Raw genomic sequence first — 13,265 nt, forward strand, 5'->3', positions numbered from 1 at the left:
CGGATATCTGACTGATAATCTGAACAAAACAGGAACAACAGGATTTAACGTGGCTTCCTTCCAATTCAAAGAACGCCTCCAGGCTGCAGAAACCTGGATTCTGGCAAACCCGAACCCTCCCCGTAGCTGGCCATGGACTTGGCTGTACAAGGTTGGGCGCTCCGTTTATGCGCTGATACGGGATGTTATCAGCGGCCAGCTAACGCTGCATGCCATGAGTCTGGTCTACACCACGCTGCTCAGCATTGTGCCTTTGCTGGCTCTGAGTTTCTCGGTGCTCAAAGCCTTGGGTGTGCATCAGCGCATGGAGCCGTTCCTGTTCCAGTTCTTCCAGCCCATGGGTCCCGAGGGCGTCGAAATGGCCGAGCGTATCTTGGGCTTTGTGGACAACATGAAAGTGGGTGTTCTGGGCTCCGTTGGATTGGCTTTGCTGGTATATACCGTTGTGTCGCTGGTGCAGAAAATCGAGCGCTCGTTCAATATGATCTGGCGGGTGCCGGAAATGCGCTCCGTTGCGCAGAGGTTCAGCAACTACCTGAGTGTTATTATGGTCGGGCCGCTGTTGATGGTCTCGGCTATTGGTGTCAGTGCGACCATTTTCTCGTCCGCTTTTGTGCAGACGCTTATCGCCATTGAGCCATTTGGTTCGTTGATACTTGTGGCCAGCCGCTTTACGCCGTTCTTTCTTGTGGTGGGTGCATTCACGTTTGTTTACGTGTTTATGCCCAATACCCGAGTCAAGCTCAGGTGTGCGTTCATTGGTGGCCTGGTTGCCGGGGTTTCCTGGCAGGCGGGCGGGATACTGTTTGCGTCCTTTGTGGCCGGCTCGGCCAAGTACGCAGCTATATACTCCAGCTTTGCCATCGGCATTATCATGCTGATCTGGATCTACCTGAACTGGATGATCCTTCTTCTGGGGGCAAGCCTGGCGTTCTACCTGCAAAACCCGGGTGCTGTTGCCAAGCGCAGCCACGTTCAATTATCGCCAGAACTGCAGGAGAAGGTTGCGCTGGCAATGATGTGGCTCGTAGCGCGCCCGTTCAGCGAGGGTGCGAAAGCGCCGCAGCAGGAGGCTCTCGAACAAACATTGCGGGTTCCCGGTGAGGTAACACGCGGTGTCAGCGACAAACTGATTCGTGCGGGTTTGCTGTCATTGGCGGGCAAGCAGGGCGACCAGCTTGTGCCTGGGCGGGCTCTTGATCTGATTACGGTCGGTAATGTGCTTGAGGTGGTGCGCCACGATGAGGATCGTGTTGTTGACCGCTTGCCGCCGGTATTTCCAGTCGAACTGCTCAAGGGCGAGCGCAAAAACGAATCCACTACGTTTGCGACGTTACTGAAAGGCGGTGCGAGCTCGGAGGTTAACCCCGGGCTCCCTCACTGAGGCCCGCCTTCAGGGCCGCTCTCACGCGACGGGTTTGTTCCGGGGTAAGCTGCACGATTTTACCCAGATCTTCTTCAGGCAGATTTCGCTGATGGGCATGGCGCAAAACTTCGCGGCTGCCTACCACTATACCGTCGCTCAGAGTGGTCTGTTCCTGCTCGGGGGCAGGGCGCTCTGCCATCATGAGGTAAGCGTGGTACTTGGGTGGCAGGTTCCACTCGCTGGCAATCAGCTGGCAGGCAACCCATTGGTAGCGTGTAAGTGCATGGCGAATCAGCGCGGCGTCGGGTTCTCCGGCCCCTGCCTGTGCCCGGCAAATGCGCTGGAGTTCCCTGCGAATCGTTATATAGGAAAGTGCTGGCAGCAAACCGGCGGTAAAAAATGCGCTCGCATCTTCATTGCGAAGCTTGGCTATAAACTCGGCAGCACGGGCGCAGGTCAGGCCCCAGATCCAGGCCCTCTGGGCAAACAGCGCTTCCCGGCTGTTACGGGCGGCCATCATCGGGCGCATAACCGCAGCCGCGATCACATTCCGGATGCCGTCCATGCCGAGAATGAATACGGCTTGGTCCACAGACTCAATGGTGTAATCTCCGGTGCGGAAATAGGGGCTGTTGGCAACCTGCAGGATCTGATCCGTTAACGCGGGATCGCCAAGAATAATCTGAGTCAGCTTATGGCGGTCGACGCCTTCATCCGAGAGCGCTTTCATTAGCATGGGCAGCGTCATGGGCCGCCTCGGCACCTCTTCCATCTTGCTTTCTGTAAGGCGGGTATGAAGCTCCTGAAGTGCGGCGTTCGACGGGTCCAACTCTGCTCGCAGGTTTGAAGGCCCAGTGTCCAGAAGCCAGCAAAAAAGGTTCTCCTCAAGCTGCAGCGTAAGCTCCCGCGCGTTTTCTGATGCTTTGTCTTGCTCGGTGGTTTTGGCAGGATTAAACAGCCGGGCTTCTGATGAAACCGGAGGAGGTGGCGGTTCCGCTTTTTTGAAAAAACCTGCAATCCAGGATAAGAAGCCTGACATCCGCTACCTCCCGGTCAATCAGTCGTGAAAGAGTACGCACCCGTATCCACGCAGTATAGAGATCGGCCGCTGGCTTGCACAGGTTAAACACCTTGCGGCTAGCAAACTGTTTACGCCAGAGCTCCACCGAATACCAAGACAAGCTGGCAGACACCCGCTGCGAAGCCAAGAGCCGCACCTACCAGAATCAGCTTGATCTCATCTTCCTGAAAGCAGGGGCGGAGCAGGTCCTGGAACTCTTCGGATGAGAGGGCAATCATCCGCTCTACCATAATCGACTCAACGGCCCGAGCGCGGTCGGTCTCAAACACCGGGTTGTTGAACGACGTTTTCGATATCTCGATAGCTTTTTCGCCCACCTGGTTTTTGAGAGTGGCAAAGCCGGTAGGGCCAAACGCCATCTGGGTCAGTGCCTTGCCCATGCCAGCGGTTTCATCCACCAGAGGCTTGATGTGTTTCTTCACCATGTTACGGGCCCGGTCGCCTTTGGGGCCTTCAAGGATGGCGTTGATAATATTGCCAACGGTCAGGATTTCGTGGGTCACTATGTGGCAGAAGGACTCGGCGACTTCCGGCTGCCGTTTCAGGAACAGCCCCTGAATGCGGAGCGGGCCGATCTTTTTCGCGTGCAAAGGCCGGAAAATAACATTCAGTGCAATCCAGTTGGTTGCCCAGCCTACCAATAGGCCGAAGAAAGGCAGCACCCACCAGCTTTGATAAAAGTACCAGACAGTCATTTGAATCAGGCCGAACAAAAAACCGAAATAAAGGCCGGAGTTCACGATGAAGCGGAACTCGGCGTCGCCGCATTCCAGGAAGATACGGTTCAGGAGTTGTTTGTCTGCGGCGAGGCGCTCGATCACCATGTTTTTGATATCAAGAAGATCTTCAACGTTGTCGGATATATCGTCTACCAGATTATCAACGAGTTGCGGTGTGGATTTGCGCACCCGGTCATAGACCATTTTTCGCGCCGAGGCGGGTAGGTTTTCCCAGAACGTGGGGTGTTCCCGGAGCATCAGTTCGTCGACGTACTCTTCGATACGAGGGTCAACGGAGTGGACAATGTGGGTGGCGAGTACTCTGGGGTCAATCTGCTGAAAAATTTCCCGCACGGTGCCGATTTTGGAGATGGTGGCGTCGACGCTGATGGCAGCCATTTTTCGGGCTTTCGAAGGAATAATGCCCTGCCAGCCCAGCAGCGGCGGCTTGCCAACGAACTCCAGCGGGAAGAAAGTCATTTTGATGGCGAGCCAGTTGGTGGTCCAGCCAATGAGGGCCGCAATAACGGGGATGCTGAGGTATTGCCAGAATTCTGGGTTACTAAACAGGCTTGTCATCCGGGCTCGTACTCACTTTTTTGATTATGTCTGCGGGATGGAGCATGTGTGGAAGGCGGGGGTCTGTCAATGACTCGCCAGACCCTTCGAAGCGGCAACGCGGTCTAACGGCCAATGTCTCCCCACAGCCAGTGACACAGAGCCATGGCTGCGACCGGCGCGGTTTCAGTCCTGAGAACACGGGGGCCGAGTGCTACAGGCAAAAACCCGTCCTTCTCCGCCTGGGCAATTTCATCAGCGGTCAGGCCGCCTTCCGGGCCAATCATCAGGGCTATGTTGCCAGGCTTGGCCATGGATTTCAGTGACTGCTCAGTGCGGTGGTGCAGGACCAGGCGCAGGTCGCAGTTGCGGCTGTGCTCCAGCCATTGCTCCACAGTCATAACAGGCAGGATCTCGGGCACCCGGGCGCGACCACACTGTTCTGCAGCACTCACCGCGATGGATTGCCAGTGGCGCAGCCGTTTATCTTCGCGGTCGCCTTTGAGTTTTACCTCACAGCGCTCCGTGGTGAGCGGCACTATACAGGTGGCGCCCATTTCCACGGCTTTCTGCACGGCGTAATCCATGCGGTCGCCTTTGGACAGAGCCTGGCCGAGGGTGATTTTCAGCGGCGCTTCCGTGTGGTTGGCTTCGGGGGCGCCTACAAGCACTTCCACGCGTTTTTTGCCCGATTCGGTAATGGTGGCAGGGTAGTCCTGGCCGTCGCCGTTGAACAGCCTCAGTTCCTGCCCTGGCTGCATGCGCAATACCCGGCCAACGTGCTGTGCGGCGTTTTCGTCAAGTTCAGCCTGAGATCCTTCGCTCAGTGGCGAATCGGTGTAGATTCTGGGGATGCGCATGCGTGTTTACCTTGGTCAGTCCCGAACGGCGATGTTGATGCCTTCGGTCGCGACCTGTGCCAGATGGCGAATCTGATCTTCGGTGATGACGTAAGGCGGCATGAAGTAAACCACATTACCCAGGGGGCGAAGCAAGGCCTGGCGCGTGAGAGAGTGCTGATAAACGCGAACACCCCGGCGTTCCTGCCAGTGAAACGGCGTTTTGGAGGCTTTGTTTTTCACCATTTCCACAGCGAGAGTCATGCCATGCTGGCGGATATCCCCGACATTGGGGTGATCGGAAAGATGAGCGACAGATTCCGCCATACAGGCCGAAAGCCGGCGGTTGTTCTCAATAACATTGTCGTCACGGAAAATATCGAGGGTGGCCAGCGCCACGGCACAACCGATGGGGTTACCGGTATAGCTGTGGCTGTGCAGAAAGGCTTTGAGGGTTTCATAATCATCATAGAAAGCGTTGTAAACAGTATCGGTAGTCAGTACCACGGATAACGGCAGATAGCCGGCGGTAAGCCCTTTGGAAAGACACATGAAATCCGGGGTGATTCCAGACTGCTCGCAGGCGAACAAGGTGCCGGTGCGGCCAAAGCCGACGGCTATTTCATCGGCAATCAGATGCACGCCGTAACGGTCACAGGCTTCGCGCAGTTTGGTGTGGTAAATCGGGTGGTGCATACGCATGCCGCCGGCGCACTGGATCAGTGGTTCCACCACAACGGCGCAGATTTCCTCGTGCTTTTCTGCCAACAGCTTTTCCATGGCCTCGAACTGGCGCAGAGCATAGGCCTCGTCGGTTTCGCCCTCTTCTTTGTTGTAGGCGTCTGGCGAGGGTGCGGTTAACACTTCCATAAGCAATGGTTGATAGGTGTCTTTATATAAAGCGACATCGCCCAATGCTAGCGCGCCCAAGGTTTCGCCGTGGTAACTGTTACTCAGGTTCACGAAGTTCTTCTTACCGGGTTTGCCCTCGTTCTTCCAGTAGTGAAAGCTCATCTTCAGTGCCGCCTCGATTGCAGACGAGCCGTTGTCGGCGTAGAAGCACTTATTCAGGCCTTCAGGGGTTACCTCGATGAGCCGCTCGGACAGGTTGACCACGGGTTCGTGGGTGAACCCGGCCAGAATGACGTGCTCCAACTCGCCGATCTGCTTCTGGATCGCAGCGTTGATTCTGGGGTTGGCGTGGCCAAAGAGGTTAACCCACCAGGAGCTGACAGCATCGATAAACCGGTTGTTTTCAAAATCCTCAAGCCAGACGCCTTCGCCCTTTTTTATCGGTACCAGAGGGAGGGTTTCGTGGTCTTTCATCTGGGTGCAGGGGTGCCACACGGATTTGAGGCCGCGGGCGACGAGGTCGGCATTGCGCATAGAGGGCTCCGGTAAGACGATCGTTGTGCAGTGATGACTTCTGGCTGTTAACCTACGCCGATAATACAGTTAACAGCGGCGACTGACTACTGTGCTATGTACGCCTCCGGGGTGGGTGTCAGCCACAGTATTCAGGTCTGCTAGACTGACAACAGCCCTACCCGGAACCAGAGCTTCCCACATGACGTAGACTGACCCAAAGTGCGGCGGTGGCATATGAGGCAGCGAATCAGTTTCTGTACTACATCGGACGGTGTGCGAATTGCGTACGCTGTTGCCGGTAGCGGCCCTCCGCTCATTCGTGTCGGGGGTTGGCTGACTCATGTGGATTCCGTGAGCTGTTTGCCCGCCGCTTATCTCCTCGCCACGACCTGAAGCAGATCGACTGGTGGGACGAACTGCAAAGAACCACGGCTTCACCAGAGAATGCCGTCCGACTGTGGCGCGGTTTCCACGAGATCGACGTACGTGACGTACTCCCGCATATCCATATCCCGGCCCTGGTTGCCCATGTTGAAGGTGATGCCATGGTGCCCTTCGAGCTCGGGCGCAGCATGGCATCGCAACTGCCTGACGCACATTTTTTACCGCTGAAGGGCGCAAACCACATACTGCAGCTTGAAGACAGTTCGTGGCCAATATTCATTGGTGAATTGCGCCGCTTTCTCGCCGATGGCCTGGAGGCACAAGAGGGCTGGGCAGCTCCATGGGTTGGCAAGTTAACGAGTCGCCAGCGAGTGGTGCTCAACCTCGTGGCCCAAGGGCAGTCAAATACCGAAATCGCCCAGGCCCTGTCTATCGCGGCAAAAACCGTACGCAATCATATCTGCGCAATATGCGGCAATCTCGATATTCCGACCCGTGCACAACTGATTGTGCAGGCTCGGGAGAAGGGTTTTGGCGCAGACTGAGCGCCATAAGGGACTTTTGTCCCGTATAAACTCAAACCTTCCCATCCAACCGGGACAACTGCCCCATGCTCTGGGCTTCTGTTGTGCAGTAGTTTGAAGTCGCAAGCTTCAAACTGAAGGAGTCAGATCATGAAAACAACTACTACGATCATCGACCCACGGTTGGTTTCAGCTCACCAGAAAGACCGATGTGAAGGCGCTCTGGCACGTGGAGCAGAAGGGAGGCATCTCATGAATGATGAACTGAAACTCAAATATCTGAAAGCAGCCCTTGTGACGATCGGCATTTTTTTCATCGCAGGAATCTATCTGATGATGATGTGGGTATGGCCTTCCGGTTGGGCGTGGACGCCCAAGCAACCCGAATACGAACAGATGATTATGGGGATGTACGCTACCCTGGGTGTTTTCCTCATTCGGGCTGCGAAAGCTCCGCTAGCCAATGCGAGCCTGATATGGTTCACAATCTGGTCGAGCATTGTTCACGGCGGGGTTATGTTCGTGCAAGCGATCGTCGATGAAACAGAGTGGGCAAACCTGTTGGGAGATGTTCCTGCGTTGTTTCTCGTAGCGATTATCCTTTGGTATCTTATGCCCAAAGGAGCCCCGGCCAGCTGAGAACTGCTAGCTGAACGATACTGGACTGTGTGATCACAATGGCGTTGTGAAGGCCTGGCCGGTATTCGGTGAGGCTTTCTGCCTGCTCGACAGCGTCACACTGTGAGCTCAGACGATTTGGCCAGTAGTAGCAGGCGGTATAAGATGGGCCTTTCATCGCCGGGGCGAGAATTGTTCGATTAAAGGCGATGGTTCATCAAGGACGAAATCTGACGCAAAGGATGCGACATGAGTAAAGCTGTTGTGCTTCTCGGAGACCTGGGCTCCGATCACGAAGGTTTCCCGCCTACGCCGGTAATTGCCGGCTCCCCTGATGTGCTGATTGATGGCAAGCCGGTAGCCCGTGTGGGTGACCCATTGGCGCCGCACTCCAAACCCAAACATTCTCCACACCCGCGAGCAATTGCTGCCGGATCTGCCACCGTGATGATTAACGGCATACCGGCTGCGGTGACCGGTAGCGCAATTTCCTGTGGGGGCGTGGCGATTGGTTCGGGATCGGTGGTTATCGGGAATTGATGCACCGCCGAAGTCGCTTGGGGGGTTGTATCCCTGGAAATCAAACGATCAGCCCCCGTTTTTTATGACGGTTGTCCTATGACAACCCTGCGCAGAATTTAAAGGGTGGCGGATTGAAATGCGAAGCGGTCATGCCCGGTAGACTCGTCGCATTGTGGATAATTGTTCCGGGAGCCGAGATGGTGCAGGAGACGACGCTCATGAATCGTGATTTTGACTTCTCACTGACCTTTGCGATTCCGGAAGCGATTGCTAAGGATGAAATCGAAGAACGGCTGTCCAAGGCCGGTTGGGCCTGAACTTCACTCGTGAGGCTCTTGGAATTCTCTCGCCAGAATATGCGCAAGCTTATTCAGACTCACTTGGCCAGTTTTCCCCTTCCATTACATGAAGGTACGTCTGCAATCTGGCATTTGGCGGATGTGCTGGGGTGGCTTTCTGATAAGCAGAACAGAACCGTTCCGCCGGGCCTGCTATCGCCTGACGATTATCGTTAGCTCAACAACAAAGCCCCCGATTCGGGGGCTTTAATCATTATGACTTAGTGCGCCAGCACCCTAGAGAGAAACGCTTGGGTGCGTTCGTTCTGGGGGTTGTCGAACACGTCGTCCGGCTTGCCTTGCTCCACAATCTGGCCTTCGTGGATGTAGATCACACGGTCGGCCACTTCGCGGGCGAAGCCCATCTCGTGGGTGACGACCATCATGGTCATGCCTTCTTTTGCCAGTTCGCGCATTACGTCCAGCACTTCACCGATCATTTCCGGATCCAGCGCCGAGGTGGGCTCATCGAACAGCATCAGACGCGGTTCCATGGCGAGGGCACGGGCGATGGCAACGCGTTGCTGTTGGCCACCGGAGAGGTGGCTGGGGTATTTGTCAGCCTGGCTGCCGATACCAACCCGCTCCAGCAGGCGTTCTGCTGTGGCGTTCGCAACGGTTTGCGACGTATTTTTGACTTTCTGGGGCGCCAGCATGATGTTCTTTTTCACCGTAAGGTGAGGGAACAGGTTGAACTGCTGGAATACCATGCCGACTTCCTTGCGGATTTCCGCAAGGGATTGCTGGTTGCCGCCTTTTGGGGCCAGTGCCTGGCCGTCGACTTCCAGGCGGCCGGATTCGAACTCTTCCAGGCCGTTCACGCAGCGGATCAGGGTGGATTTACCGGAACCACTGGCACCGATAATAACCACCACTTCGCCTTGCTCTACGGATAAATCGATATCTTTAAGGACATGCAGTTTTCCGAAGTACTTGTTCATGCCCTTCATTTGTACAATCTGAGTCATGGGTCAGGTTCCTTCAGACAGAGGCCAGTCCGCGCCGTTCAACAAGGCGGAGAATCAGGGACAGTGAGAGCGTAATGGCCAGATACATAATCGCGACCACAAAATACACCTCAAAGGCAGTGAAGGTGCTGGCAATGTAAACCTGGCCCTGACGAACAAGCTCGCCCACGCCAATAACCGAGAACAAAGAGGTGTCCTTGATGCTTACAATGGCCTGGTTACCAAGCGGTGGGATCATACGCCGGAAGGCTTGTGGCCAGATAATCGACCAGAATGTCTGAGAGCGAGTGAGGCCCAGAGAAAGCCCGGCTTCTGCCTGGCCCTTGTCGATGGACTGAACACCACCACGTACCACTTCAGAAATGTAAGCGCCCGAGTTCAGCGCAATCGCGGCAATACCCGCGGTAAGAGGGTCGATGGGGCCTCCGATCAGGTCCGGCAGGCCGTAAAAAATAAACAGAACCTGAACGAGAATCGGGGTGCCACGAAAGATTTCTATGTAGGCCGTTGCGGGCCATTTCAGAAACCATTGTTTGTTGATGCTCAGCAGACCAAAAATGATGCCCAAGGCAAAGCCAATAGCCAGGCCGCCAAAAGAAATCATCAGTGTGTAGGGTATCCCTTTTATAAGGAAAGGGATGGAGTTGATGGCTGCTTGCCAGTCAAATTGGAACTGGGAATCCACAGTGTGCGTCTCCGCAGGGGTTGGGGGCAGAAGTCGCCGGGGCGCAAGGCCCCGGCGCTACAAAAAAGAAAGGGCCTGGCGACCCCTTCAGCCTTTACATGCCTTCAGGCATCGGGCCAAACCATTTTTCGTAGATGTTTTTATAGGTTCCATCTTCTTTCATGGAGGCGAGGGCTTCATTAACCTCGTCAACCCACTCACTGCCGTTTTTAAGCGCGATGCCGTACTGCTGACCTTCGTACAGTTTGCCAACGGTTTTGACTTTGCCTTCACCCTTGGTACGGGCGAAGTAACCAACGTTCGGAGCATCGTAGAACACTGCGTCTACTGCGCCGGACATCAGAGCCATATACATGTCAGAGCTGCCTGGGTACGGGGTTACACCGTCGTTCTCATCCAGGTTTTTCTTCAGGAAATCGTAACTGGTACTGCCAATCTTGGAGCCGATCTTCAGGCCTTCAAGGTTGGACACTTCTGTAACGTCGTTGTTGTCGTTACGAACCAGAATTCTCAGACCGGAATCGTAGTACGGGTCAGAGAAATCAACGATTTTTTCACGCTCTTCGGTAATGGTAATACCGGCAATGGCGATATCCACGTTGCCTGTTTGCAGGGCCGGGATGATGCCGTTGAAGTCCATGGTGTTGAGCTTGTAATCAAAGCCCGCGCGCTGAGCGACTTCGGCGATGATTTCCATGTCGAACCCGATCATTTCACCGGTTTCCTGATCCAACATCTCGAATGGAACAAAGCTGGGGTCGGTAGCCACTCGCAAGGTTTCAGCGCTTATGGTGCTCGCCGCAACGGTAAGTGCGAGGCCGGTTCCCAGTGTCTTCAGCCATTTCGTGCTCATGCTTTCTCCTTTTCTTTCTTATGAGGCTCCATTTGCCCGGTAAGGCAGGCCGGGAAGTTCACTGCTGGTGACCGCGACTCCCGGGGAGCATTAGTGGAACTGCATCACGTACACTTTAGACTATTACGCAGATGGGCGCAGGAAATCAAAAAGCAATCTTCTCCCGACCACTGATCCCGAGATTCTTCCAGATGCTGATACTTGGCTCAGCCTGGTTCAGAGTATAAAAGTGCAACCCTGGCGCACCTGCTTTCAACAGCTTTTCACACATTTCTGTGATCACTTCTTCACCGAACTTCTTGATGCTTACAGTGTCGTCGCCATAGGCTTCAAGCTGCTTGCGAATCCAGCGCGGTATTTCCGCTCCGCACATGTCGGAGAAACGCACCAGGCTGGAGAAGTTCACGATGGGCATGATGCCCGGCACCACCGGAATAGTGACCCCGAGCTTTTCCAGCCGGTCGATGAAATAGAAGTAACTCTCCGGATTAAAGAAGTACTGGGTAATGGCGCTGTTGGCACCAGCCTCCACCTTGCGGGCGAAGTTCTTAAGATCTTCTTCAGCGTTGCGGGCCTGCGGATGAAACTCCGGGTAGGCCGCGACTTCCAGATTGAAGTGATCGCCGCTGTGCTCACGAATGAATGCAACCAGCTCGTTGGCGTAACGCATCTCGCCGGATGCGCCCATACCGGAGGGCATGTCACCCCGGAGGGCGACAATCCGGTTGATGCCGTTCTCTTTATACACGTCCAGCAGCTCCGCAATCTCCGCCCGCGTACCACCAACGCAGGAGAGGTGTGGGGCTGTGGAAATGCCCTGCTGGTGCAGGTTGAGCACGGTTTCGATGGTGCGGTCCCGGGTGGAACCGCCCGCGCCGAAGGTGACCGAGAAAAAATCCGGATTCACCCCGGCTAGCTGATCGCGTACCACCTGGAGTTTTTCCTTGCCCTGGTCTGTCTTGGGCGGGAAAAACTCAAAGCTGAAGCGGCGTTTGAACTGTTTCTGGGATTGCATCTTGTTTTTCCGATCAGTACTTGTAGCTTTCTGGCTTGTACGGGCCTTCGACCGGTACGCCGATGTATTGCGCCTGCTCCGGAGTCATCTTGGTGATCACGCCACCAAAACCTTCCACCATGGCGCGGGCCACTTCCTCATCCAGGTGCTTCGGCAGAACCTGAACATACACACCCTTGGCGCGGGCATCTTCCGGCAGGTCTGCGAACTTGCGCTCAAACAGGTACATCTGCGCCAGAACCTGGTTGGCAAAAGAGCCGTCCATGATCCGTGACGGGTGACCGGTGGCGTTGCCCAGGTTTACCAGGCGGCCTTCGGAAAGCAGGATCAGGTGGTCGTTAGTGGCCTTGTCACGGTAGATCACGTGAACCTGGGGCTTAACCTCATCCCATTCCCAGTTCTTGCGCATGTAGGCAGTATCGATTTCGTTATCGAAGTGGCCGATGTTGCACACAACCGCGCCGTTTTTAAGGGCCTTGAGCATGTTTGCATCACACACGTTCATGTTGCCGGTGGTGGTCACCAGAATGTCTGTGTTCTGCAGCAGAGCTTTATCTATGGCTGCTTCGGTGCCGGTATTCACGCCGTTCAGGTATGGCGAAACCACTTCATAACCGTCCATGCATGCCTGCATGGCGCAGATGGGATCGGCTTCGGTTACTTTTACGATCATGCCTTCCTGGCGCAGGGAAGCGGCGGAACCTTTGCCCACATCGCCATAGCCGATGACCAACGCTTTTTTACCGGCCATCAGGTGGTCGGTACCGCGCTTGATGGCATCGTTAAGGCTGTGGCGACAACCGTATTTGTTGTCGTTCTTTGCCTTGGTTACGGCATCGTTCACATTGATGGCAGGAACTTTCAGGTTGCCGTCGCGCAGCATTTCCTGCAGGCGGTGTACGCCGGTGGTGGTTTCTTCAGTCACACCGTGGCAGTTGGCCAGAATTTCCGGGTACTTCTCGTGGAGCAGGGCAGTCAGGTCGCCGCCGTCGTCCAGGATCATGTTGGGTTCCCAGCCTTCCACGTCAGCACCGACAGTGCGCTCAAGGCACCAGTCGTATTCTTCGTCGGTTTCGCCTTTCCAGGCAAACACAGGGATGTTCTGGGCAGCGATAGCGGCAGCCGCCTGATCCTGGGTCGAGAAGATGTTGCAGGATGACCAGCGAACATCAGCGCCCAGCTCGATCAGGGTTTCGATCAGCACGGCGGTCTGGATGGTCATGTGGATGCAGCCCATGATGTTGGCGCCTTTCAGCGGCTGCTCCGTTTTGTACTTGTCACGCAGAGCCATCAGGGCAGGCATCTCGCCTTCAGCAATATTGATTTCTTTGCGACCCCAGCCTGCCAGGGAAATATCGCGGACTTTGAAGTCTTCGAAATTGCTCATTCTGGTGTTCTCCAGTCAGTTCTGTTTTGGCGATTGAAAT

At 55.3% G+C, this 13,265-nt stretch carries 13 protein-coding genes; 4 read left to right on the forward strand and 9 right to left on the reverse strand.

From position 1 onward, the window contains the following. Nucleotides 1-49 precede the first annotated feature (49 nt). Nucleotides 50-1,384 carry a YihY/virulence factor BrkB family protein gene (locus tag FFI90_RS11250; protein ID WP_144778090.1) on the forward strand — a complete coding sequence of 445 codons (1,335 nt, stop codon included), beginning with the start codon at nucleotides 50-52 and terminating at the stop codon, nucleotides 1,382-1,384. On the opposite strand, the gene FFI90_RS11255 is transcribed toward FFI90_RS11250, so the two are convergent. The 4 genes from FFI90_RS11255 to FFI90_RS11270 form a co-directional block, all read right to left on the reverse strand. Next, nucleotides 1,362-2,405 (reverse strand): HDOD domain-containing protein, encoded by a 1,044-nt coding sequence (locus FFI90_RS11255; RefSeq protein ID WP_144778091.1) that lies wholly within the window; start codon nucleotides 2,403-2,405, stop codon nucleotides 1,362-1,364. The two genes, FFI90_RS11250 and FFI90_RS11255, sit on opposite strands and share 23 nt — an antisense overlap. A 110-nt stretch (nucleotides 2,406-2,515) precedes the next feature. After that, nucleotides 2,516-3,745, reverse strand: a complete 1,230-nt coding sequence (locus FFI90_RS11260; protein ID WP_144778092.1) for a hypothetical protein — start codon at nucleotides 3,743-3,745, stop codon at nucleotides 2,516-2,518. A gap of 104 nt (nucleotides 3,746-3,849) precedes the next feature. Next, a complete protein-coding gene (locus tag FFI90_RS11265) occupies nucleotides 3,850-4,584 on the reverse strand; it encodes a 16S rRNA (uracil(1498)-N(3))-methyltransferase (RefSeq protein ID WP_144778093.1) in 735 nt (244 codons plus the stop codon). A 15-nt stretch (nucleotides 4,585-4,599) separates the two neighbouring features. Continuing rightward, nucleotides 4,600-5,949, reverse strand: a complete 1,350-nt coding sequence (locus FFI90_RS11270; RefSeq protein ID WP_144778094.1) for an adenosylmethionine--8-amino-7-oxononanoate transaminase — start codon at nucleotides 5,947-5,949, stop codon at nucleotides 4,600-4,602. Nucleotides 5,950-6,260: 311 nt separating this feature from the next. Here FFI90_RS11270 and FFI90_RS11275 point away from each other — a divergent pair, with 311 nt between their 5' ends. The 3 genes from FFI90_RS11275 (at nucleotide 6,261) to FFI90_RS11285 (ending at nucleotide 7,997) form a co-directional block, all read left to right on the forward strand. After that, nucleotides 6,261-6,860 carry a LuxR C-terminal-related transcriptional regulator gene (locus FFI90_RS11275; protein WP_246123491.1) on the forward strand — a complete coding sequence of 200 codons (600 nt, stop codon included), beginning with the start codon at nucleotides 6,261-6,263 and terminating at the stop codon, nucleotides 6,858-6,860. 129 nt (nucleotides 6,861-6,989) lie between these two features. Further along, the gene (locus tag FFI90_RS11280) at nucleotides 6,990-7,478 is read left to right on the forward strand and encodes a DUF6632 domain-containing protein (protein WP_342779371.1); all 489 of its coding nucleotides are present in this window, start codon (nucleotides 6,990-6,992) and stop codon (nucleotides 7,476-7,478) included. 228 nt (nucleotides 7,479-7,706) lie between these two features. Next, nucleotides 7,707-7,997: a type VI secretion system PAAR protein gene (locus FFI90_RS11285; RefSeq protein ID WP_144778095.1), complete on the forward strand. Its 291-nt coding sequence runs from the start codon at nucleotides 7,707-7,709 to the stop codon at nucleotides 7,995-7,997. Nucleotides 7,998-8,538: 541 nt separating this feature from the next. Here the strand turns inward: FFI90_RS11285 and FFI90_RS11295 are convergent. The 5 genes from FFI90_RS11295 to ahcY all read right to left on the reverse strand — a co-directional run bounded on the left by FFI90_RS11295 (nucleotide 8,539) and on the right by ahcY (nucleotide 13,225). Then, complete coding sequence (locus FFI90_RS11295; RefSeq protein WP_144778097.1) at nucleotides 8,539-9,285, reverse strand: amino acid ABC transporter ATP-binding protein; 747 nt, start codon at nucleotides 9,283-9,285, stop codon at nucleotides 8,539-8,541. Between the two features lie 13 nt (nucleotides 9,286-9,298). Beyond that, the gene (locus FFI90_RS11300; RefSeq protein WP_144778098.1) at nucleotides 9,299-9,970 is read right to left on the reverse strand and encodes an amino acid ABC transporter permease; all 672 of its coding nucleotides are present in this window, start codon (nucleotides 9,968-9,970) and stop codon (nucleotides 9,299-9,301) included. 94 nt (nucleotides 9,971-10,064) lie between these two features. Next, nucleotides 10,065-10,823 (reverse strand): transporter substrate-binding domain-containing protein, encoded by a 759-nt coding sequence (locus FFI90_RS11305; protein ID WP_144778099.1) that lies wholly within the window; start codon nucleotides 10,821-10,823, stop codon nucleotides 10,065-10,067. 145 nt (nucleotides 10,824-10,968) lie between these two features. Then, entirely contained in the window at nucleotides 10,969-11,838 is an 870-nt protein-coding gene (gene metF / locus FFI90_RS11310) for a methylenetetrahydrofolate reductase [NAD(P)H] (protein WP_144778100.1), read from the reverse strand. A 13-nt stretch (nucleotides 11,839-11,851) separates the two neighbouring features. Next, complete coding sequence (gene ahcY, locus FFI90_RS11315) at nucleotides 11,852-13,225, reverse strand: adenosylhomocysteinase (RefSeq protein ID WP_144778101.1); 1,374 nt, start codon at nucleotides 13,223-13,225, stop codon at nucleotides 11,852-11,854. Between the last annotated feature and the right edge of the window lie 40 nt (nucleotides 13,226-13,265).

This window comes from Marinobacter maritimus (assembly GCF_007671675.1).
Lineage (GTDB): Bacteria > Pseudomonadota > Gammaproteobacteria > Pseudomonadales > Oleiphilaceae > Marinobacter > Marinobacter maritimus.

Excerpts from the sequence above, each read along its gene's own strand:
- FFI90_RS11305 (WP_144778099.1), bottom strand. The coding sequence starts at position 10,823 with ATGAGCACGAAATGGCTGAAGACACTGGGAACCGGCCTCGCACTTACC.
- ahcY (WP_144778101.1), bottom strand. The coding sequence starts at position 13,225 with ATGAGCAATTTCGAAGACTTCAAAGTCCGCGATATTTCCCTGGCAGGC.
- FFI90_RS11265 (WP_144778093.1), bottom strand. The coding sequence starts at position 4,584 with ATGCGCATCCCCAGAATCTACACCGATTCGCCACTGAGCGAAGGATCT.
- metF (WP_144778100.1), bottom strand. The coding sequence starts at position 11,838 with ATGCAATCCCAGAAACAGTTCAAACGCCGCTTCAGCTTTGAGTTTTTC.
- FFI90_RS11285 (WP_144778095.1), top strand. The coding sequence starts at position 7,707 with ATGAGTAAAGCTGTTGTGCTTCTCGGAGACCTGGGCTCCGATCACGAA.
- FFI90_RS11260 (WP_144778092.1), bottom strand. The coding sequence starts at position 3,745 with ATGACAAGCCTGTTTAGTAACCCAGAATTCTGGCAATACCTCAGCATC.
- FFI90_RS11270 (WP_144778094.1), bottom strand. The coding sequence starts at position 5,949 with ATGCGCAATGCCGACCTCGTCGCCCGCGGCCTCAAATCCGTGTGGCAC.
- FFI90_RS11255 (WP_144778091.1), bottom strand. The coding sequence starts at position 2,405 with ATGTCAGGCTTCTTATCCTGGATTGCAGGTTTTTTCAAAAAAGCGGAA.
- FFI90_RS11295 (WP_144778097.1), bottom strand. The coding sequence starts at position 9,285 with ATGACTCAGATTGTACAAATGAAGGGCATGAACAAGTACTTCGGAAAA.
- FFI90_RS11280 (WP_342779371.1), top strand. The coding sequence starts at position 6,990 with ATGAAAACAACTACTACGATCATCGACCCACGGTTGGTTTCAGCTCAC.